This window comes from Arsukibacterium sp. (genome assembly GCF_036735525.1).
In the GTDB taxonomy this organism is placed as follows: Bacteria; Pseudomonadota; Gammaproteobacteria; order Enterobacterales; family Alteromonadaceae; genus Alishewanella.
This window is the reverse complement of the sequence record NZ_DAINOE010000057.1, coordinates 1-20354: the sequence shown is the minus strand read 5'-3', so window position 1 is coordinate 20354 and position 20354 is coordinate 1. Positions and strand designations below refer to the sequence as shown.

At 47.7% G+C, this 20354-nt stretch carries 23 protein-coding genes and 1 pseudogene; 8 read left to right on the top strand and 16 right to left on the bottom strand.

Annotated features, from left to right (window positions below):
• The 6 genes and pseudogenes from V7D78_RS17420 to V7D78_RS11710 all read right to left on the bottom strand — a co-directional run.
• A pseudogene (locus tag V7D78_RS17420) lies at positions 1-118 on the bottom strand (RHS repeat-associated core domain-containing protein); the annotation flags it as partial.
• A gap of 30 nt (positions 119-148) precedes the next feature.
• Complete coding sequence (locus tag V7D78_RS11730; protein ID WP_333608641.1) at positions 149-514, bottom strand: hypothetical protein; 366 nt, start codon at positions 512-514, stop codon at positions 149-151.
• Complete coding sequence (locus tag V7D78_RS11725; protein WP_333608640.1) at positions 483-989, bottom strand: hypothetical protein; 507 nt, start codon at positions 987-989, stop codon at positions 483-485. Before V7D78_RS11725 ends, V7D78_RS11730 begins: the two co-directional genes overlap by 32 nt.
• A 145-nt stretch (positions 990-1134) precedes the next feature.
• On the bottom strand, positions 1135-2586 hold the full coding sequence (locus V7D78_RS11720; protein WP_333608639.1) for a glyceraldehyde-3-phosphate dehydrogenase: 1452 nt from the start codon (positions 2584-2586) through the stop codon (positions 1135-1137).
• Between the two features lie 135 nt (positions 2587-2721).
• Positions 2722-3132, bottom strand: coding sequence for a peptide-methionine (R)-S-oxide reductase MsrB (gene msrB / locus V7D78_RS11715; protein WP_333608638.1), 411 nt, complete (start codon positions 3130-3132; stop codon positions 2722-2724).
• Positions 3133-3236: 104 nt separating this feature from the next.
• On the bottom strand, positions 3237-3695 hold the full coding sequence (locus tag V7D78_RS11710) for a YciI family protein (protein WP_333608637.1): 459 nt from the start codon (positions 3693-3695) through the stop codon (positions 3237-3239).
• Positions 3696-3908: 213 nt separating this feature from the next.
• Here V7D78_RS11710 and V7D78_RS11705 point away from each other — a divergent pair, with 213 nt between their 5' ends.
• Positions 3909-4433, top strand: a complete 525-nt coding sequence (locus V7D78_RS11705; RefSeq protein ID WP_333608636.1) for a YaeQ family protein — start codon at positions 3909-3911, stop codon at positions 4431-4433.
• Positions 4434-4435: 2 nt separating this feature from the next.
• Here V7D78_RS11705 and V7D78_RS11700 read toward each other — a convergent pair whose 3' ends face one another.
• The gene (locus V7D78_RS11700) at positions 4436-4996 is read right to left on the bottom strand and encodes a lysophospholipid acyltransferase family protein (RefSeq protein ID WP_333608635.1); all 561 of its coding nucleotides are present in this window, start codon (positions 4994-4996) and stop codon (positions 4436-4438) included.
• Between the two features lie 215 nt (positions 4997-5211).
• Here V7D78_RS11700 and V7D78_RS11695 point away from each other — a divergent pair, with 215 nt between their 5' ends.
• Positions 5212-5496, top strand: coding sequence for a hypothetical protein (locus tag V7D78_RS11695; protein ID WP_333608634.1), 285 nt, complete (start codon positions 5212-5214; stop codon positions 5494-5496).
• Positions 5493-6209, top strand: a complete 717-nt coding sequence (locus V7D78_RS11690) for a pYEATS domain-containing protein (RefSeq protein ID WP_333608633.1) — start codon at positions 5493-5495, stop codon at positions 6207-6209. Before V7D78_RS11695 ends, V7D78_RS11690 begins: the two co-directional genes overlap by 4 nt.
• Here the strand turns inward: V7D78_RS11690 and V7D78_RS11685 are convergent.
• The 6 genes from V7D78_RS11685 to V7D78_RS11660 form a co-directional block, all read right to left on the bottom strand.
• Complete coding sequence (locus V7D78_RS11685; protein WP_333608632.1) at positions 6193-6603, bottom strand: fluoride efflux transporter FluC; 411 nt, start codon at positions 6601-6603, stop codon at positions 6193-6195. The two genes, V7D78_RS11690 and V7D78_RS11685, sit on opposite strands and share 17 nt — an antisense overlap.
• Positions 6597-6992 (bottom strand): fluoride efflux transporter FluC, encoded by a 396-nt coding sequence (locus V7D78_RS11680; RefSeq protein WP_333608631.1) that lies wholly within the window; start codon positions 6990-6992, stop codon positions 6597-6599. Before V7D78_RS11680 ends, V7D78_RS11685 begins: the two co-directional genes overlap by 7 nt.
• Positions 6993-7009: 17 nt before the next feature.
• Positions 7010-7414: a hypothetical protein gene (locus V7D78_RS11675; RefSeq protein ID WP_333608630.1), complete on the bottom strand. Its 405-nt coding sequence runs from the start codon at positions 7412-7414 to the stop codon at positions 7010-7012.
• A gap of 154 nt (positions 7415-7568) precedes the next feature.
• Positions 7569-8507: a YihY/virulence factor BrkB family protein gene (locus V7D78_RS11670; protein ID WP_333608629.1), complete on the bottom strand. Its 939-nt coding sequence runs from the start codon at positions 8505-8507 to the stop codon at positions 7569-7571.
• Positions 8508-8889: 382 nt separating this feature from the next.
• A complete protein-coding gene (locus tag V7D78_RS11665) occupies positions 8890-11205 on the bottom strand; it encodes an acyl-CoA dehydrogenase (protein ID WP_333608628.1) in 2316 nt (771 codons plus the stop codon).
• A 1-nt stretch (position 11206) separates the two neighbouring features.
• Positions 11207-11893 carry a TetR/AcrR family transcriptional regulator gene (locus V7D78_RS11660; protein ID WP_333608627.1) on the bottom strand — a complete coding sequence of 229 codons (687 nt, stop codon included), beginning with the start codon at positions 11891-11893 and terminating at the stop codon, positions 11207-11209.
• A gap of 554 nt (positions 11894-12447) precedes the next feature.
• On the opposite strand from V7D78_RS11660, the gene V7D78_RS11655 reads away from it, so the two are divergent.
• The 5 genes from V7D78_RS11655 to V7D78_RS11635 all read left to right on the top strand — a co-directional run bounded on the left by V7D78_RS11655 (position 12448) and on the right by V7D78_RS11635 (position 19210).
• Positions 12448-15024, top strand: a complete 2577-nt coding sequence (locus tag V7D78_RS11655) for a TonB-dependent receptor plug domain-containing protein (protein WP_333608626.1) — start codon at positions 12448-12450, stop codon at positions 15022-15024.
• Between the two features lie 188 nt (positions 15025-15212).
• A complete protein-coding gene (locus V7D78_RS11650) occupies positions 15213-16472 on the top strand; it encodes an HD-GYP domain-containing protein (RefSeq protein WP_333608625.1) in 1260 nt (419 codons plus the stop codon).
• Between the two features lie 14 nt (positions 16473-16486).
• Positions 16487-17143, top strand: a complete 657-nt coding sequence (gene upp / locus V7D78_RS11645) for a uracil phosphoribosyltransferase (protein ID WP_442886529.1) — start codon at positions 16487-16489, stop codon at positions 17141-17143.
• On the top strand, positions 17112-18053 hold the full coding sequence (locus V7D78_RS11640; RefSeq protein WP_333608624.1) for an alpha/beta hydrolase: 942 nt from the start codon (positions 17112-17114) through the stop codon (positions 18051-18053). Before upp ends, V7D78_RS11640 begins: the two co-directional genes overlap by 32 nt.
• Positions 18054-18106: 53 nt before the next feature.
• Complete coding sequence (locus V7D78_RS11635; protein ID WP_333608623.1) at positions 18107-19210, top strand: META domain-containing protein; 1104 nt, start codon at positions 18107-18109, stop codon at positions 19208-19210.
• 134 nt (positions 19211-19344) lie between these two features.
• On the opposite strand, the gene rplT is transcribed toward V7D78_RS11635, so the two are convergent.
• From rplT to infC, 3 genes are all read right to left on the bottom strand, one after another.
• Complete coding sequence (gene rplT, locus V7D78_RS11630; RefSeq protein WP_019676566.1) at positions 19345-19701, bottom strand: 50S ribosomal protein L20; 357 nt, start codon at positions 19699-19701, stop codon at positions 19345-19347.
• A gap of 16 nt (positions 19702-19717) precedes the next feature.
• On the bottom strand, positions 19718-19915 hold the full coding sequence (gene rpmI, locus V7D78_RS11625) for a 50S ribosomal protein L35 (RefSeq protein ID WP_082122441.1): 198 nt from the start codon (positions 19913-19915) through the stop codon (positions 19718-19720).
• A gap of 91 nt (positions 19916-20006) precedes the next feature.
• A partial coding sequence (gene infC / locus V7D78_RS11620) for a translation initiation factor IF-3 (protein ID WP_333608622.1) occupies positions 20007-20354 on the bottom strand: 348 nt, incomplete at its 5' end.

The window sequence follows — 20354 nt, the reverse complement described above, 5'->3', positions numbered from 1 at the left end:
TCCCAGCCAGCGGGTTATTCATGATATAGCTATACGGATTCATGCTCTGGCTATTGCCCGGCGCCTGAATGACAGGGTCGACGGAGTAAAACCGACCGATGTTGTAATCATACACCCGCCCCCTACTCGCAACGTCCTGTTGCTCGCCTTACAGGTCGTCGCCGTTCAAAACGGCAACGTTCAAAAATTGCTCCTGCATTTTTGTCATATGAATCAACTGCGCATCATCCAAATGCTCATGGTCAGTATAGCCGCGGCTGGTAAATGGCGTTGCGCCAACAACACCGGCTAACGTAGCCGGGTTCCATTGCCGGTAGTCACCTCTACGGGGCTTACCGAAGGGGTCATAGCTGCGATGCTCACTTAAGGCATTGGCTTCATTGGTTAAGCTGACTACTGAGCCTAAGCGGTCGCGCAGGGTATAACGGATAGCATAGCTGGCGGTGCTTTGGCCGCTCGCCTGGGGCGGCGAAAATTTAAGGTTAATTACGGCTACCCAACCCTTTATCCTCACGCAAAAAATATCTTTCGGTATTTTCGTCATCCAGTGATGTGATTGAAAATGCTAACAACCCATGTTCGATTGAGTAAAAGAACTGAAACTTTAGATATTTGTTAATTTTTGAGCTGATTAAATAAGTTTTCTCAGATTTACCGAGTAGCTTTAGCTCTATCTCATTCTTAACAGTAAAATCTCTGCCCTCTATATTCCAATTATCCCCGACTTTCAATGGGTCGAGAGGAACTGCAAAAGTAAACAGACCATCTTTAACACAGAAGTATTTCCCGTCTGATGTGCATAAAACTAAGCTTCTATATTCATTTGTAGGATCCAGTGTGTATGATTCTTTTAAGTTGATATAAAAATGCCTTGGCATACCTTGACTTTCTGCATCAAATGCATGGTTATCATAGTGGTAGTTACTAGCAAGTGTGTTAGAGGTGATGAGAAAACTCATCATCCATAAGACCGCAATTGATTTATTCATCATTCATCCCTTTAGTGAACTTAATATCTTTTCAATTAACATCTGTTGCTGATAGCCTTCGAGATTATTGATGAATTCATTGAAAGGTCGCCCGGCGCACCATAAAAAAAGCCGCATCAGCGGCTTTTTTAGTAATAACATAAACTTACTTAGCAATAGGCAGCGTTGGATATTTTATGCCGGCCATTTCGTTCATCACACGGGTTACCTGCACACTGTAACCAAATTCGTTATCGTACCAAACGTACAACACGCAGCGATCACCATCAACAATAGTGGCTTGTGAATCTACCACACCGGCATAACGTGAGCCGACTAAGTCTGAGGACACGATTTCAGTTGAACTGGTAAAATCAATCTGATCCTGCAACTCAGAAAACAGCGACGTGCGTTGTAAAAAGGCATTAAGCTCTTCACGGGTGGTCGCTTTATTCAGGTTCAGCGACAAAATCGCCATTGACACGTTAGGTGTCGGTACCCGAATGGCATTACCGGTCAGTTTGCCTTTTAACTCAGGCAAGGCTTTGGCCACGGCACTGGCAGCGCCGGTAGAGGTGATAACCATGTTCAAAGGCGCAGCACGACCACGACGCTCGGCTTTGTGGAAGTTATCAATCAGGTTTTGATCATTAGTATAAGAATGCACGGTTTCTACGTGGCCATTACGAATACCAAACTCATCATTCAGCGCTTTTAGCACCGGTGTAATGGCATTGGTGGTACAGCTGGCAGCTGACACAAACTTATTCTCCGGCAAAATCATCTGCTGGTTTACACCATACACGATGTTTGGCACATCACCTTTAGCTGGCGCGGTCAGTAATACCCTGGCAGTACCTTTGCTTTTAAAATGGATGGCTAATTCTTTGTCGTCTTTCCAGATCCCGGTGTTATCGACTACCAGCGCATCATGAATACCATACTGGGTATAATCGACCAGCTCGGGCGAGTTAGCATAAATCACCTTAATAAAGGTGCCATTGGCTTTAATGCCCTGGTTTTCCTGATCAACGGTAATGCTGCCATTAAAGGGGCCATGAATAGAGTCACGGCGCAACAGGCTGGCGCGTTTTTCCAAATCGCCGTCTTTACCACCGCGAACCACTATCGCTTTTAAGCGTAACTTGCTGCTTGGGCCAGAGCGCTCCAGCATCAGCCGCGCCAGTAAGCGGCCGATACGACCAAAACCGTATAACACCACATCAACCGGCTTCACTTTGTCTTCGTTATCTAATAACTCGGCCAGCTCACGGGCTAAATATTGTTCAAGGGTTAAGCCTTCACCGCTATTTTTAAACAGAAAACCATAGGCTAATTTACCGATATCAATGCGGCCGGGGGCCAGATCCATCTTGCTGATGGCTTCTAATAACGGGAAGCTCTCGCGCAACCGCAGTTTTTCACCTTCAAAGCGCTCCACGGACTTATGAGCCTTGATAATGTCGATGGTGGTGGCATTTACCAGCGGACGGCCATAAACAACCACTTCAATTCCTTTGTTACGATACAGGCGGCCAATGATAGGCTGCATGTTTTCGGCGTATTCCTGGCGCTCCTGCCAGCTTTTCTGGTATTGCTCTGCATGTGATAGGGTCATGTGTAGGCCTTTTACTTCAATAAGATGAATTAATCGGTGAAGCCCTCCCCCGCGTTATTGTAGGGTACAGCGGTGTTGAAAGGCAGCGTATTGTAATGGATATTGAAAGCTTACCACAACAGTTACAGGCCTTTTTTAGGCTTTAGTCGCATGCACAAAGGTTAAGGAGACAGAATTTACACAATAACGCTGTCCGGTGGGAGCCGGACCATCATCAAAGACATGGCCTAAGTGGGCATCACAATGAGCACAAACAATTTCCGTACGTTGCATACCGTGGCTATTATCAGGAACATAACGTACCTTATCCTCTAACGCCTGATAAAAACTGGGCCAGCCACAACCGGCGTCAAACTTAGTATCAGACGTAAATAGCACAGTACCGCAGCAGACACAGTGGTAACTGCCGTCAGCGGTATGATGCAATAAAGTGCCGGTAAAAGGGTACTCAGTACCTTTTAAGCGGGTAACCCGGAATTGTTCTTCGGTTAAACGCTCGCGCCATTGTTGCTCAGACGTGTTGTTATTACCTGAATCTTTTTGCATCTGTGGCTCCCCTAATACAACTAATAATAAGTTTAATTACGCCAAAGTTCACAATATTGTTCAATCTCTATATTAGTATTAGGGCATTTTGCAAACATAGCAATTTATGGCGTTTGTTTACTTATCTGCTGATGCAACTGATTTAATTGAATTAACGCAGCAGAGCCATACCAGGGGATCAGCTGCATGCTTAACCGTCCGGCTTTTACCGCCGGATCTTCTGCAGTTAGCGCTTGCGCTTCCTCAACTGAACTGACATTAAAAATATAGATACCGCGCAGCTCACCATTATCTAAAAAGGGCCCTGCCAATACCAGCTTACCTTCTGCTGCCAGCCGGGCAATGGTGTCCATATGGCCACGCTGTAATGCCTGCACCGTTTTGGCATCATGCCGTAAATTTGGGCCTGCACGCAATATGGCCATCACATAAGGCCGCATGCCGTAATCATCAGCGCCTAACTCAGCCGCCAATTCCGCATTGTATTGCGGCTTTAGCACTGGCTCAGCTGCCAGTGGTAAGGCAAAGCAACAGAGTAATAACACACTAAAAAGCTGTTTCATCATCGTCCTTTAGCCGCCTAAGCAGCATGCTGTACATTAAACATCATTGATAGGGTGTGTTACAGCATAGCGCCTGTCAGCCTGTAAACGCCAGTAGTGTTAAACTTAATAATGGCACTGAACTTGCTTCATAATTTTGGCGGCAAAGCCGTAATGGTCTATAGTCAATCAGATTAGACTGCGCTTTTAGCCTATGGCTCAGGAGTGCCAAACATGCGAATGAATACCAAGGTCGTGCGCCTTGATCTGGGTTATTACAGCGAGCTGCAACCCGGTTTCAGCCAGCAGCGTCATTATATTGCCCCCTACCCACAGGAGGAAGCCAGCCATTTTGTCCGACGTTTGCTGGCTTACCTCATCATGTATGAACAACAGCCGCAATTAAGTAAAACAGCAACGCCAGGAAAAGAACCCGATGTGTTTGTACAGGACACAGATGCGCATTTTCGGTTGTGGGGCTCGGTGGATGTACTGAGTGACAAAAAACTGCGCCGTGCTTGTCATCTTGCCGATGAAGTATGGTTTTTTATCTCCGAGCTGGATCAACCGAAATTGCAACACTTACCCTATCAGATGAACGCCCATTGTTATCATTTTGACGAGCAGCAACTGTTACAACTGCAACAGATGCTCAAACCCCATATGCGGCTCAGTGTCTGGCGAGATACTGACACCCTGACCATTGCCGATGGCGAGCACTGGCTGGAATTTTTACTGCAGCTAGCTGCCCTTCATTAAGATCACTTTGGTCGTGGTGTAATAGTACTGGCTAACGCTGGGCGTATTCCCTCTTTATCAGCATAAAACTGCCGCAACTGCGCAAAATCCTGTTGAATATCTCCAGTTAATTGCAGGCAGGGGCCTAAACCCAGGGTTTTAGTGTTGTTATCGAGGTAAGTTAGCTGTACCGGTATACCTGCCTTAAGTGCAATATAGTAAAAACCGGTACGCCAGTATGCCGTTTTACTGCGGGTACCCTCTGGCGCCATCGCCAACCACAACCGTGGTTGTTCAGCAAACAAGCGGCTGCATAGCTCAACCACATCCTGTTGCTGATCACGGATGACCGGGATCCCCCCCAGCGCCCGAAAAAACCAGCCAAATGGCCAGCGAAATATCTGATGTTTACCTAAAAAGCTAACCCGCACCCCCATTGCCAGTTTGTACAAGTACATCAACACAAAATCCCAGTTCGAGGTATGGGGAGCAAAAATAATCACACAGTGTGAACAGGCCGGTAACTGCCCCTGACAGCGCCAACCAAACCGGCGTAATAACCAGCGAGCAATACGGGACATCATGTGCTGTCGGCCTGCTATGCTGGTGCAACCCAGCTAAAATCTAAGAGATATAGCTATTTAAAAGCATAATCCGTATTTTTTCCAGTCTGTTGACTTTGCACACTGGCATTTTGGCTATTTACAGCTTTAATTACAGGTGTCGTGACTGACAAACAGCCTTGGTGCTGTTGTCGTATCAGCCCCCTACTTACGCACAGCACAACAGGTCGAAGACTATGGGTAACGCTGAACTGGTAAAAACCACCTTGGATGCGCTGGAACGGTTAATGAAAATGTTCACTATTGAACGCTATCTTTATCTGGCGCTCACTTGTTTCTCATTTTTGCTGCTGATCTATGCCGTAGTACAAATGTTCTCAAATGATTTGATCTCTACTACGGTACTGGTATCCATTTTTGGTGGCTCAGGTTTGGTCGCCGTCAGTGCCTTTCGGGTGGTTTGGTTTTTTAACCGCTCTTTTACGCTGGTAGAAGGCTTAATTGAGCGGATGTCAAAATGAGCAACGATGTTGAAGATCTGCAACACACCCTGCATCAGCTGCAATCTGGCTCGCGCGTCTCTGTCAGTTTAATTATCCTTGGCGCGCTGGCTCTGATCGGCAGCGTGATCTATGCAGCCACCAGGCTGGAGCCTTTGGAACGGCAAATTGCTGAAAAACAACAGCAACTTACTCAGCTGGAGCACAATATAGCGCAGCAAAGCGCTATTGACGCTCAGCTGCAACAAAGTATCGCCAGCGCAGAGCAACAACTAGCACAACTCAGAACAAACATTGAACAGCTGTATGCGGTAAGAGTTACGGATGAAAATCAGGTATTTGAGTTAAAAGCCACCGCCAAAGCCACGGGTCGCAATACCCATTTAGGGCCTGAGTATGATTTTAACGTGTTCATCAATGCCCCTGCCGCCGCCCTGCAAAAGATTCGTCAGGTAGACTATCAGTTTGCCCACCAGACCATTCGTCAGCAACATAAAATTGCCACCGGGCAGCAACAGCAATTCAGCGTAGGTTATCGTGGCTGGGGTTGTCTGACGCAGGTCAGTGCCACAGTGCTGCACTTATCGGGGGAGCAAACAGTCTTAGATTTTAATATGTGTAAAAGCCTCGGGCCACAGTGGGTCGGCAGTGATTGCCGCCCCCCCTCAACCGACACACAAACAGTCAGCAAACTGGATATGGCTCGCGAAGACTGTGCTATTGAATGGCGTTAAAAACACGGTTACAGCGCTGACCGCTGCGCAAGCCGGCCCAGCAGGCCAGTAGCCAAAGCCCTATAGACAACACCATATAAGCGCCGGCCAATAACCATTGCTGTTGTTTTAGCATGAACAGCAACTCCAGACTGACTATGGAAAAACTGGTAAAGCCGCCACAAACCCCGGCCACTAAGCCTTGTTTTTGCCAGTCAGACAACGGCCAACAACCGCCCATGGCACTGATACTGGCAATAACACCGATCAGAAAAGAGCCGGCAATATTCACTAACAAACTGGCTAGCGGCAGGCTATCTGTGCTAACAGGTATGCCCAGGTAGCAAGCATAGCGCAGTAGTGCCCCCAGTGCCGAGCCGCTGGCCACCGCCAGATATACGCCAGACTTTACCATAGGCTCGCTGCCAGCGCATAACCACAGCCAGTCAGTATCATTCCCAGGCTAAAGGTCAGCAGAATATTGTACAGCGCCTGCTGATGCTGCTGGCTCTGCCACAAGCTCAGCGTTTGCAGGCTAAAAGAGGAGACGGTAGTGTAACTGCCACAAAAAGCGATGGCACTAAGTTGCCAGGCCGTTACCGACTGAGCTTCGGCAGTACCAAGCTGCCAGCATAAGCCAGCCAAAAACCCAACCAGCAAGGCGCCACTGCCATTGACCACTAAGGTGGCCAGTGGAAACTGCACACCCCATTTTTCTGCAATGTGCTGAGTAACCACAAAGCGAAGCAAGCCTCCTGCCCCGGCAGCCAAGGCAAAGGCAGCAAGTTCAACCGTTGTTAGCATACTAGACATCTGGCCAATTACAGCAGGCTAAAACCGCTGGGCGCCAGGGGTTGTTCAAACTTATACAGATTGACATAGATAACGACAGGTTTCGCCAAGCCGTCATACCGCAGCTCATACATATCCAATAAACCACCACCAAAAGGTAAGCTGCTATCTTCAAACGGACAGCAACTGCCTAGACGGATAGCCTGCACCAGCTGGCCAGCGGGCCCGCGCAAATTGTCAAAATACTCAATGTGCGCCCCTTCATATTGAGTGCCCCGCAAGAATCCACCCAGATTAACCGGCTTGTCGGCGCTAAAACCATAGCTGCTATCCGTTGAAGTATAGGCATTACTGGCAATAATTTGATTGTTATCTGGAGCCACAGCACAGGCTGCCAGAGTCAGACTCAGCAAGATGGGGAGCAAAACGCGCATTTATTATCCTTAATAGATTTATTCAGTGAACTTTATAAGCCATACAGATTTACATAATAGCACTCATCGCTATACGATTTTACACGACGCCCAAGCCAATATAAGCATCACAATAACATAAACACTGGCTGAGATAGCTCTGCAAGCCTAAGCCTTAATTCTGTGGCAGGTCCTCGATTAATTCCCGATGCACACATACCGCCGTACTTTTCGGACGAATGGGCTTGCCCCTGCCCTCGAGATGCGCCCGGGTAAAGGCCGCCCCGAACAGCAGAATCATTGAGGAATAGTTTACCCAGAGCAATAGCAGCGCCAAAGAGCCAGCAGCGCCATAGGCAGAAGCCGTTGCAGTATACGCCAGATAAATGGAGATAAGAGAGCGGCCCGCTGTGAACAAAACTGCGGTGATAAAGGCACCGAGTAGCACATCTCGCCAAACCAGCCTTACGTCGGGCAAAATCTTAAACATGGCTGCAAACAGCAGCGTAATGACAAGCAGCGACAACACTAACTCCATGCCCACCATGGCCCAAGCCGGCACTGGCAACCATTCTTCAGCAAACAGCATGATACTGCGCAAGGCCACTGACAACAGCAACGACACCAGCAGAATAAAGCCGATAGCCAGAATGATGGTCAGCGACAGCAAGCGGCTCTTGATGAAGATCCACAGGTTATTTCTGGCTGGACGAGGCGCAACATCCCAGATCTGATTCAGCGACTGCTGCATCTGCGCAAATACTGTAGTGGCACCAAGAATAGTGGCAATGATCCCAATCATAGCCGGCCAGATGCCACTTTGGTCAATTTGTGAATTAATCACGGCCGTTTGCACTACACCAGCCACTTCAGTACCAAACGTTCCCTCCAGTTGTGCAAACAGCTCCCCCTGAACAGCGCTCTCCCCCATCACCAGCCCAACCAGAGCGACCACCACCACCAGGATGGGCGCAATAGAAAAAACGGTAAAAAACGCCAATGCAGCGGCATAAATAAACGCCTGACTACCCAGCCAATTGCGGGTTGCGGCCGCTAAAATAGCTAACCAATATTTTACGATTGAGAGAAACTTGTCATAGAACCTGAAAACCATAGCCAAACATACCTTATGACGAATTTTTGAGTGCCTATTGATGTGTCATTTAATTTGTTAGCGCAGCGAAACATGTGTCCGTTGCAATGAATTGTTAGCCAATTTTGCTATCGTGATGAGAGATCAAGACCGAAACAACTGCATATTCAGATACAACTCCGATGGCGATGAGAATACACTTACCAATCCTTGGGTGCCCAGCCGGATAGCCTGCAGCAGCTGGCCGGCCGGGCCGCGTAAATTATCAAAATACGCAATATGCGTCCCTTCATATTGAGTACCCCGTCAAAAGCCGCCCAGATTAACCGGCGTGTCAGCGCTAAAACCATAGCCGCTATCCGTTGAGGTATTGGCATTTACTCTGCTTTAATGATGCCTGGCCTCAGGCAGCCTGCTGCTTCTTTAACGCCAAGGCTTCAAGTACACCAGGTTTAAAGCTGTCAACACTTATCGACTTAAAGCGTAAGTTGTTCATCCGGTGCAACTGCTCAGCTTCCGTTGCGGCAATCACCCCAGCGGCCAGCGCCTGCTCAATAGTATCGTGCAATGGCTGTTTACGGGCAAGGGTACCGTCACGTTGTGCTTTATAGATTTTTTTCAATAACGGCTGCGCCTCATATTTGGCAATAAACGCCTGCTCCATTAAGCCGGTGGCATCCTGCTCACTGTCACCGATATAGCATAAGTGACTTAAACGATCACGGATAACGCCAGGCTTGGAGATAGCTTCACATATTTGCTGCGCGACTTCATCTTTGGGCATTTTGTAACCTATGCCAAAAGGGAATACCAAAGTGCGTATCAGTCTTGCTACTATGTGGTGAGGGAAGTTAACAAAAAAGCCATCAAAAGCTTTGCCAATTTCAAACAACGCACGTTGCACACTGAAATGGACAAAAGGCAAGTCAGCCTGTTGCCGGCCATTGTCTTCATAAAACTTCAATACAGCGGAGGCTATATACAATTGGCTCAATACATCCCCTAAACGGGCTGACAGCATCTCTTTGCGTTTTAAATCGCCGCCCAGCATCAGCATTGAGATATCGGCGCTAAGCGCTAAGGCGCGGCTCATCCGGCTTAATTGCTGATAATAAGGCGATGTTTCACCTGCCACCGGCGAACTGTTAAATACGCCCGCGGTTAAGCCCTGCCACAGCGCCGAAAAGGTATTGCCCACAGCAAAACCCACATGTTTTATCAGTAACTGATCAAATTGCGCTAAGCCTTCTTCTGCATCAGGGTTTGCCGCTGCTTCCAGCTCTGCCAGTACATAAGGGTGGCAACGGGTGGCGCCCTGGCCAAAGATCATCAGATTACGGGTTAAAATATTAGCCCCTTCCACCGTAATGGATACGGGGATGCCCATATAGCCATGCGCCAGATAGTTCATCGGTCCACATTGAATGGCTTTACCGGCATGAATATCAAAGGCATCATTTAATAAGGTACGAGACATCTCGGTCATATGATATTTGGCAATAGCTGTCACAACAGAGGGGCTCAGTTTTAAATCGATAGCACCGGCTGTCATCACCCGCATCGCTTCTAATGTATAGGTAAAGCTACCAATACGCGCCAGACTTTCCTGCACCCCTTCAAATTTACCTATCGACATACCAAATTGCTGCCGCACAAAAGCGTAAGCGCCGGTCATGCGGGTGGCTAAATGGCCGGTAGCGGTGGCCAGCGCCGGCAATGAAATGCCCCGGCCGGCAGATAAACACTCAACCAGCATACGCCAGCCGCGTCCGGCGTAGGCCGGGCCACCAATAATCCACTCCAGCGGAATAAATACATCTTTGCCGTAGGTCGTGCCATTCATAAAGGCCATATTCATCGGGAAATGCCGATCGCCAATCTCTACCCCAGGGTGCGAAGTCGGGATCAGTGCACAAGTAATACCCAACTCTTCTTTATCACCCAGCAGTTGCTCTGGATCATATAATTTAAACGCCAGCCCTAATACTGTCGCTACCGGGGCCAGCGTGATGTAACGCTTGTCCCAGTTTAATTTAATACCCAGCACTTCCTTGCCTTCAAACTGACCTTTACAAATAACACCGGTATCCGGAATGCCACCGGCATCAGAGCCTGCTTCCGGCCCGGTTAAGGCAAAACATGGCACATCAGTTCCATTGGCCAGTGTGGGCAGCCAGCGATCTTTTTGCGCCTGGGTACCGTAATGCATCAATAATTCACCTGGGCCTAAAGAGTTAGGTACCATCACTGTTACCGCCGCCGTTAAACTGCGGGTCGCGATACGCGACACTATAGTAGAGTTGGCGATAGCAGAGAATTCACGGCCACCGTAGCTTTTCGGGATAATCATCGCAAAAAAGCCTTGCTGCTTAATGTAATCCCACACCTCTGTTGGTAAGTCGCGCTGCTCCTGAACTATGTTAAAATCGTCCAGCATGCTTAGCAGGGTTTCTACCTGATTATCCATAAAAGCCTGCTCTTCAACAGACAGCTGCGGTTTGGGTATGCTGTGCAATTTTTGCCAGTCAGGTTTACCTTTAAATAACTCACCATCCCACCAGACATCGCCCGCTTCCATCGCTTCGCGCTCGGTATCAGATAACGGTGGTAGAATCTGTTTAAACAGCCGGAAGATTGGCTTAGACAACAGGCCTCGGCGCACTGGCGTAACCACCAATATCAGCACCACTATGCTAAGTAAAATTAAAAAATAAACCATTTTATTGTCCTCCAAGCCCTTGGCTTGCTATCACGGTTAACGATGGATGTTGTAGAAAATCTTTTGCGGCAATACCCGCGGCTAAATACGGGATTAACCGCCGGATAACCCCTTCAATATCGACCTGCTCTTTAAAATCTGCTTCAGCTATTTCGGCCAGCGCTTCATTAGACGCCATGGTAAATACTACTGTGCCCAGACAAAAATGCAGGCGCCAGAACAACTCACTGGCGGGTAACTGTGGGCAGGCCTGCTGCACTAACAGTACAAATTTATCCAGTACCCGGCCATAGTGATGATTGATAAACCAGCGCAAATGGCCTTGTACATCGGTATAGCCACGGCCTAATAACTGCAAAAAAATGCGTGTGCCATTGCGCTGTACAGTATTCAGTTCCAGCAAAGGTTTAACAAATACGGATAGCACAACGGTTAAATCATTAGGTTTTTGTGCCGCCAGCAACTGGTTAAACTCCTGCTCTAAACGCTGCATCAATACTTGCAGATAACGTTGCAAAACGGCCTGGATCAGTTCTTTTTTAGAGCCAAAGTGATAATTAACTGACGCCAGGTTTACTTCAGCCAACGTAGTAATTTGCCGTAAAGACGTGTCGTTAAAACCTGTCTCAGCAAATAAGCTTTGTGCCGCATCAAGAATTTTTTGTTGGGTTGTGGCTTTATTGAGCATAGTCAAATCAACATTTAAACAAGTGTTTGAAATGTACGTTTGAATCTTTCCACTGTCAAGTCACCAGAACAAAACTGGTCAGACAACACCCATTTATCAGTATATCTCATGTAAAAATTACACCGCATCTACCGAGAAGCTAGCTATCGCTAACAATATTTCAGTTATCAGGGAACTTTTGTCAGCACTACAAAATAGCACTTGACAACATCTGGCCATTCAGACACCTTTAGGCCACACAACTTAAACCAGACAGGAGCTAGTCATGCAAAAATGCGCTGTAATGCGTTCAGCCTACTACTGCTCTGTGTTCTATCTCTCCGAGTGGTTTAATAATTAGTTTGCTCTCTGCGTCAGGCAGAGGCATTTCTCCCTGAAAACTCTTAGCTAACAAACTTAGTAACGCCTTAATTTGTCGCATTATTCTGTCCACCTTTATGGTGCTATGACTATGTCTGCAAAAGGCAAAGCTACTGGCTAGGCTTCTGTTTTGACGCACCCCCTTTTTTTATCAGATTGCCCTAAGGCAACGTTTGCTATCCAGAGGAATGTGTATGTATATCAAAGCAACTATGAAGCGCTCAAAATTATCACTGGCTACCCTGCTGGCGATGACTGGTGTCAGCAGCCCGCTAATGGCTGAAGAAGGTATTACCGAACAAAAAATTGAAAAAATTGAAATCACCGGCTCCCGCCTTAAAGGCGTGGATATGGAAGGGGCTAACCCGGTGCAAATCTTCAATCGTGAAGATTTGGCTAACCGTGGCTATGACAGTGTCAGTGCCTTTTTACGTGATTTACCACAAGCGGCCAGTGCTGGTACCTTTAGCGAGAACGGTGCCACCGCAACGGCGTCCGGCGCGCCCGCGGGCTCTTCAGGTGTCAGTTTACGGGGACTGGGCAGTAGCTCTACTCTGGTATTGGTGAATGGTCGTCGCGTTGCTGTCGACTCTTTTGCTAATGGTGCCGATTCTTTTGTAAACGTTAATACTATCCCAATGTCTGCCATTGAGCGCATTGAAGTACTAACCGATGGTGCGTCCTCTGTGTATGGTTCAGATGCGATTGCCGGCGTCATCAACTTTATTTTGCGCAAAGACTTTGAAGGCCATGAGCTGTCGCTGATGTATGGTGATGATAATAAAAGCAGTGATTTCGGCCGTTATAACCTGACTTACGTCGGCGGCTTTAACACTGCTACCAGTAATACCACTGTGGTACTGGATTACTTCAACCGTAACGCCTTATTCAATGTTGACCGCCCTATTGATGTCACCTTTGCCCTTCGCACCTCGCTGGGCATTGCCGGGGTAAACTCACCTGAGCAATGGTGTGGTACTAATACCGTGCGTGGCGGTACTGAATGCCGTTATGACTATGTGTCAGAGCGGGCCATTCAGCCTGAAACCGAAAATCTGGGGGTTAACCTCAGCCACCTGCAACAACTGGATAATAATCTGGAGTTCTTTGGCGAAGCGATGTATCAGCGCAACCAAGGTTCAGCCTACGATTCTGCCACAGCCTATACCGTAACAGTGCCCTTTAATGCCAGCTTTGTACCGGCGTATGTGCAAGATCGTAACCCCACCAATGCCAATATTATTGTCAGAACCCGTTTTCCTGAGCGTCGTCAGCAATCTTTTGATACCGAATCATTACGCTTATTAGCCGGCTTACGTGGTGAACTGGCAGACTGGAGCTGGGAGACTGCAGCCAGTTTCGGTCAAACCGACAATGAAGTGCGCCATATCCGTGGTTACTTTAATCGCGCCGGTGTGCTCGCAGGTATCGCCAATCAAAGCTTTAATCCGTTTAATCTGGGCCGTGATAACTCAGAAGCCACCTTAGCTGCGCTACGTGAGCAAGCGCCCCGTGTTGGTAGCTCTGAAACCTACAGCCTGGATTTTAACATTAGCGGCGATCTGTTTGAGTTACCCTCTGGTGCCGTAGCGGCAGTATTTGGTGGTGAATACCGTTCAGAAGATATTAAAGATACCCCAGCCCCTATCGCTGCTGCCGATGGTGTTTATGGATTAGGCGCCCGTGATGCCCAGGCCAGCCGAAATCAATTTGCAGTATATGGCGAATTTAACCTGCCTATAACGGACACCCTGGATGCCATTGCAGCCATTCGTTATGACCGTTACAGCGATTTTGGTGGTGATGTTAACCCTAAACTGTCATTACGCTGGCGTGCGACAGATAACTTTATCGCCCGCGCCTCATGGAGCACCGGCTTTAGAGCCCCTTCACTGTCACAATTAGGTGCCGGTCAGGCTTTAGCCACCGGCTATATTAACTGTGGACCAGGTGAAGAGTTTGATGCGCTGTGCGGCAGCTTTACTGATGAAGTCAGCTTTGATCAGGAAACCCGTGGTAACCCGGATTTAAGTGCTGAAAGCTCAGAAGCGGTAAACATTGGCTTCTCCTGGAATCTGTCAGACAACCTGCAACTAACCGCTGATTATTGGCGTTATGATCACCAGGATATCGTAGACGTTGATGCCAACACCACCTTACGTAACTGTTTAGCGGGTACTGCCCCTACGGTCACCGATGAAAGCAACCTGCCAGGCTTTGGTTGTGTGGTCAGTACCGATGGAGATTTAGTGTTCTTACGTACCGGCTTCTTTAACGTTGGTCAGCAAAAAACTGATGGTGTCGATGTCAAACTAAACTACCGTTTGCAAACCGAGCAAGCTGGCCGTTTTAACTTTTACGCCAATGCGACTAAAACCTTGAGTTATGAGCGGCAAATCAGCCCGGATTTCCCGGCAGAAGATTTGCTCGGTAAATTAAGCGGTGCCAACGAAGTAGCACGCCCTGACTTTGTTGCCGATTTTGGTACTGATTGGACACTGAATAACTGGTCTGCCAGCTTAAGCGGTAAATATGTTGCCAGCATGGGTGACGGTGACTTTAAGTTTAATAATGAGGAAGTGAAAGCCTGGTTAGTTTTTAATGCCAGTGTTGGTTATGACTTTGCCGACTATGGCCGGGTTAATTTGGCTGTGCGTAATATCACTGACAAAAAGCCTCCTTATGCGTCTTCACCTACCGACGGTTACGCCAGCAGTATTCATGACTGGTTAGGCTCGGTCTGGACCTTACGTTACACCATCAATTTCTGATTTGTGTTACCTGGTTGGGGCCACTTTTGCAAAAAAGTGCGCCCCTTTTTTTAAATCAGTCAGCACTTTTATAACAGGTGCGACTCTTTTTACCAGACTACATCAACGCTAATTTGATACAGCGCATAGCTAAATGCGCTGTCTTTTATTACACTCAATTTATTGAGTTATCTGTTATCGGAGGCTGCTTGAGCAGTCTGAAAATCACCCCAGATCAAATTAAGCTGGGCTATGCCATTAAACTCCCCAGTGGCTGGCTGAAACACCCGTTTCTCAGCAGTAGTTTAACCATAGAAAATGCCCAGCAAATTCAGATTATTCAGTCTCTTGGGCTTGATTATGTCTATTTTTATCCTGAAAAAAGCAAACAAATACAAAGCGATATACTTCAATGCCCTGACGATGAAGATATTAATTTCAACTGTCAGTTAAGTGAAGCTCAGGCCAGATTGCAGCAAGATAAAATGAAACGCATTGAGCAAGCTAAGGCACATCGTCGCGATTTGCAAAAAACAGAAAAAGCCTTTCAGCATTCATTAAACCAGGTGAAAAGTTTAATGAAACTGCTGGGCAGCAGGCCATTGAATGCCATTTCAGAAGCCGATCAGCTGATCGGTTTGCTCACTGACAACATTGTCAATGCGCAAAGTCTGGTGCTGCACCTGATGTCCGGTAGCAGCAAAGAACAGGAAAACCTGTATTACCATGCCCTAAACGTATCGATACTTAGCATGATGCTGGCTAAAAATCTCGATTATAGCGCTGAGAACATTAAAATAGCGGGTATAGGTGCACTGTTTCATGATGTGGGAAAACTTAAAATTCCCACTCAAATTTTACGCAAAACTACGCCACTGACGGCGCCAGAAGCTAACTTATTAAAGCTTCATACCCGATTTGGTACTGAACTAGTCAGCTTAGCCGATAATTTTCCGCTTGAAGCCAGTGTCATCCTCGAGCAACACCATGAACATATAGACGGTAGCGGTTACCCTAAAGGGCTGAGCAATCAACAAATACATCCTCTGGCAAGACTGGTAGCTGTGGTTAATGCCTTCGATAATCTTTGCCACCCCAGCGATGGCAGCAAAGGTCGCTCACCGCACCATGCGCTATCACATTTATATCGCAGCATGAAAGGCAAATTGGGTGAGCAGGAGATGAAAATGCTGATCCGTATGATGGGGGTATATCCGCCCGGAACCCTTGTTATGCTTAATGACAACAGGGTGGCAATGGTGATGTCAGTTAACAGTGAACATTTATTGCTGCCCAATGTAATGATTTATGATCCAGACGTGCCCCGGCTGGAAGCGCCGGTGATTACGCTGGAGGCTGACAAATTAATGATCAGTAAAGTCATTATGCCCTCTGCACTCCCTGAGCAAGTTGTTGAATACCTTAACCCGCGGGCGCAAGTGAGCTATTATGTGCAAGGTAAACCCTAAACAGGACATTTAAGATGCCAAGCTCTTATTTAGCCGCTCACCACATGAAAGTGTCGCACCTTAAGCATCCATTGGTGCAGCATAAAATTGGTTTATTGCGGGCAGTCGATATTAGCACTAAGCAATTTCGCCAATTAGCCAGTGAGCTGGCCAGTTTACTGACTTACGAAGCGACGGCCGATTTACCCACTGCCACTGTGAGCATTGATACCTGGAGCGGGCCTTGTGACATTGAACAAATTCAGGGTAAAAAAGTGACAATAGTGCCTATTTTACGTGCGGGCTTAGGCATGTTGGATGGCGTGTTAGACCTCATTCCCAGTGCCCGCATTAGTGTTGTCGGTATTTACCGTGATGAAAGTACCCTTAAACCAGTCCCTTATTTTCATAAGCTGGCGCCTGACATAGAGCAGCGCCCGGCGTTAATAGTCGACCCTATGCTGGCCACTGGCGGATCTATGATCGCCACTATAGATTTATTAAAACAGCAAGGATGTCAGCAGATAAAAGCGCTGGTGTTAGTGGCTGCACCTGAGGGGATTGCCGCCTTAGCCGAAGCGCATCCTGACATTGAGCTTTACACGGCGGCTATTGATCGCTGCTTAAACCAGCAAGGTTATATTATACCCGGACTGGGTGATGCCGGTGATAAACTTTTCGGTACCCGCTAAAGTGCCCCTTATTCCCTGGCATTTCCCTACCCGTTTTGGCTTTACTCTTCGCGGCTATCACAGTGAACCCAGCGGCAGGCCGCTATTGCATGTGTTGCACGGCAATGGCTTTTGCAGCTTTATGTATCAACCTATGCTTGAGCAGTTAAGCAAAAACTATGATCTGTTTTTGTCTGATGCCCAGGGCCATGGCGATAGTGATCATGGCGGGCCATTTTTAGGCTGGGACACGGCCGCCGAGTTAGCCGCAGAGGCCTTTAGTGCTCATCAGCATCGGTTTACCGGCCAGCCGGTATTTGGCTTAGGTCACAGCTTTGGCGGGGTATTAACAGCACTAATCCATAGCCAGTCGCCCAGCCCGTTTCAAGCCATTATTTTGTTGGATCCGGTGCTGTTTACCCCGGCAATGCTCACCGTAATGCGTTCACTGGACAGTGTCAGGCTATATCATAAAAACCCGATGGCCAAGGCCGCCCTGCGCCGGCGTCAGCATTGGCCAGACAAAGAGGCTGCTTTTACTTACCTGAATAACCGTGGTATGTTCAAAAACTGGCATCCTGCTGCACTGGCCGCTTATATTGAGCATGCTTTGCGCCCCTCAGCGCAGGGCTTGAGCCTGAAATGCCAACCTGAACGTGAGGCTGAAATCTTTGGCTCTTACTCAAAAACGCTGTGGCAACGTCTGGCAAAACCCAGCCCGGCGGTGCATATCCTGCATGGTGAAAGCAGCTATCCATTTATTGCTAAAGCTATTGCCAAATGGCGCAAGCTAAACCCGGCGGTACAAAGCAGCACAGTACCCGGTGGCCATTGTTTTATGCAGGAACAACCGACAACTACAGCCAAAGCGGTGGCTGAGATTTTGGCTTTATACCCACAACATGCTAAGAAGGACACAGCTCTAGCCTAGGCATCAGCAAAGTTTAGGTTATAATGCCTCATTATTTGCAACAGGATACTCCCATGAAAAAATCCTTACTGGCAGTCGCGCTGCTGCTGGCAGGCTGTAGTCAGCTTCCTGCGCCCTCTTCTGTCAGCCCGGAGCAACTACAAGCGCCCACCGCTGTCGCTGTGCCAGAAGATATTGACGATGTGGTTGATAATAATGATACCACTGTGGCAGTGGCCACTAATCTGGATCATATCTTTATTGACAGTGATATGAGTTTCATCGGCACCCTGCCTTGTGCCGATTGCCCGGGCATTAGCTACCATATCAATTTGTACCGTGATGGCCGTTTTGAAGCGCGCCAGGAATACCTGGAACGCGGTCAGGTGCAGTTAATTTCCGGGATTTGGTTACTCGAGGGCCGTACACTGCATCTGGTCAACCAGCAGCAAACGCTGCCAGCCTTCCACTTTTTAAATAATCAACAATTAACCATGCTGGATTTGCAAGGCAGACCCATTGATTCGCGCTTTAATTACCAGTTGAAACGCCAAAATGAATTCAACAAAGTTGACCCGCGTCAGGCATTGTTAGGTTTGTATCAGCTAAACCAAAATCAGGCTACCTTTACCCCTTGCCATACTGGCGAACCACTAAGCGTTGCCAATACTCAGCACCATATTCCAATGATGCGTCAGTACCAGCAAGATGAAAAACTGCGGCAAAAGCCGGTTATCGCTACGCTGGTGGGACGTAAAAATACTGAAAATGGTGGCCAGGCGCAGCTGTTGATTGATAAATTTGAGCAATTCTGGCCCGGCGCCAGCTGTCCGGATCGTTTAAACCCGGCCAGTTTTCAGGGTATTGTCTGGCGCGCAGAAAAACTGGCCGATAAATATGTGCCATACCAGCTCAACGTCAGGCTGTTTTTTGACAAAGATAAGCTGCACGGTTTTTCTGGCTGTAACAGCTTTAACGCCAGCTTTCAGCAGCACGCTAACCGCATCATAGTGCAGCGCCTCGCCAGCACCCGCAAATTCTGCGCCGAGGGCAATGAGTTGGAGCTGCAATTTACCCAAAGCCTGCAACAAGCCGATCGCGCTGAAGTAAATGGCAGCCGCTTACAACTGTTCAAAGATAATCAAGTTATTATGCAGTTTACACCGGCGCTTAACTAGCGTCGCTTACGTCGTTTTATGTCACGTTAGTTATATCTGTTAACTCGTCACTAAATATCAGGCAAAAAAATACCCTCAGACCGAAGTGTGAGGGTATTTTTGCCACCCTGAAGTGGCAGCTCAAACAGCTTAGCTTAGACTAAGGCTTCTTTTGCTTTAGACACTAAAGCAGTAAAAGCGGCTTTGTCGTATACAGCGATATCTGCCAGGATCTTACGATCGATTTCAACAGAGGCTTTTTTCAGGCCTGCGATGAAACGGCTGTAAGATAAACCATTCATCCGTGACGCGGCGTTAATACGCGCGATCCACAGCTGACGGAACTGGCGCTTACGCTGACGACGGTCACGGTAAGCATATTGGCCGGCTTTAATAACCGCTTGAAAAGCAACACGATAAACACGACTGCGGGCACCGTAGTAACCTTTAGCCTGGTTTAACACCTTCTTGTGACGGGCGCGTGCCGTTACACCACGTTTAACTCTTGGCATGTCTGACTCCTATTAATTATGCGTAAGGCATGCAACGGACTAAGCCGGCAATGTCTACTTTAGCGACTAAGGTTTTTGGACCTAACTGACGCTTACGCTTAGAAGTCTTCTTCGTCAGGATGTGGCGAAGGTGTGATTGCTTACGTTTAAAGTTACCAGAAGCGGTTTTTTTGAAACGCTTCGCGGCACCTTTATTGGTTTTCATCTTTGGCATAGTATTTAAACTCGCATTGTTAAATGACAACGAATAATAAGGCGTTAAAAAACTGCGGCAAGCCGCAGCTTAATAAACTTGAAGGCACTTATTACTTCTTATTTGGGGCCAGCATCATGATCATCTGACGACCTTCCACCCGTGAAGGGAAAGATTCGCACAGGGCTATGTCAGCTAAATCGTCTTTAATACGCGTTAGCATTTCAAGGCCTATCTCTTGATGCGCCATTTCACGACCACGATAGCGCAGCGTTACTTTAGCTTTGTCACCCTCTTCAATGAAGCGACGCAGGTTGCGTAGTTTTACCTGGTAATCGCCTTCGTCAGTTCCAGGCCGGAATTTTATTTCCTTAATCTGGATCTGTTTTTGCTTCTTCTTCTGCTCTTTAAGAGCTTTACTCTTTTCGAACAGGAACTTACCGTAGTCCATCAACTTACA

Coding starts and splice junctions, on each gene's coding strand:
- V7D78_RS11725 (WP_333608640.1), bottom strand. CDS start 989: ATGAATAAATCAATTGCGGTCTTATGGATGATGAGTTTTCTCATCACC.
- V7D78_RS11720 (WP_333608639.1), bottom strand. CDS start 2,586: ATGACCCTATCACATGCAGAGCAATACCAGAAAAGCTGGCAGGAGCGC.
- msrB (WP_333608638.1), bottom strand. CDS start 3,132: ATGCAAAAAGATTCAGGTAATAACAACACGTCTGAGCAACAATGGCGC.
- V7D78_RS11710 (WP_333608637.1), bottom strand. CDS start 3,695: ATGAAACAGCTTTTTAGTGTGTTATTACTCTGTTGCTTTGCCTTACCA.
- V7D78_RS11705 (WP_333608636.1), top strand. CDS start 3,909: ATGCGAATGAATACCAAGGTCGTGCGCCTTGATCTGGGTTATTACAGC.
- V7D78_RS11700 (WP_333608635.1), bottom strand. CDS start 4,996: ATGATGTCCCGTATTGCTCGCTGGTTATTACGCCGGTTTGGTTGGCGC.
- V7D78_RS11695 (WP_333608634.1), top strand. CDS start 5,212: ATGGGTAACGCTGAACTGGTAAAAACCACCTTGGATGCGCTGGAACGG.
- V7D78_RS11690 (WP_333608633.1), top strand. CDS start 5,493: ATGAGCAACGATGTTGAAGATCTGCAACACACCCTGCATCAGCTGCAA.
- V7D78_RS11685 (WP_333608632.1), bottom strand. CDS start 6,603: ATGGTAAAGTCTGGCGTATATCTGGCGGTGGCCAGCGGCTCGGCACTG.
- V7D78_RS11680 (WP_333608631.1), bottom strand. CDS start 6,992: ATGCTAACAACGGTTGAACTTGCTGCCTTTGCCTTGGCTGCCGGGGCA.
- V7D78_RS11675 (WP_333608630.1), bottom strand. CDS start 7,414: ATGCGCGTTTTGCTCCCCATCTTGCTGAGTCTGACTCTGGCAGCCTGT.
- V7D78_RS11670 (WP_333608629.1), bottom strand. CDS start 8,507: ATGGTTTTCAGGTTCTATGACAAGTTTCTCTCAATCGTAAAATATTGG.
- V7D78_RS11665 (WP_333608628.1), bottom strand. CDS start 11,205: ATGGTTTATTTTTTAATTTTACTTAGCATAGTGGTGCTGATATTGGTG.
- V7D78_RS11660 (WP_333608627.1), bottom strand. CDS start 11,893: ATGCTCAATAAAGCCACAACCCAACAAAAAATTCTTGATGCGGCACAA.
- V7D78_RS11655 (WP_333608626.1), top strand. CDS start 12,448: ATGTATATCAAAGCAACTATGAAGCGCTCAAAATTATCACTGGCTACC.
- upp (WP_442886529.1), top strand. CDS start 16,487: ATGCCAAGCTCTTATTTAGCCGCTCACCACATGAAAGTGTCGCACCTT.
- V7D78_RS11640 (WP_333608624.1), top strand. CDS start 17,112: ATGCCGGTGATAAACTTTTCGGTACCCGCTAAAGTGCCCCTTATTCCC.
- V7D78_RS11635 (WP_333608623.1), top strand. CDS start 18,107: ATGAAAAAATCCTTACTGGCAGTCGCGCTGCTGCTGGCAGGCTGTAGT.
- rplT (WP_019676566.1), bottom strand. CDS start 19,701: ATGCCAAGAGTTAAACGTGGTGTAACGGCACGCGCCCGTCACAAGAAG.
- rpmI (WP_082122441.1), bottom strand. CDS start 19,915: ATGCCAAAGATGAAAACCAATAAAGGTGCCGCGAAGCGTTTCAAAAAA.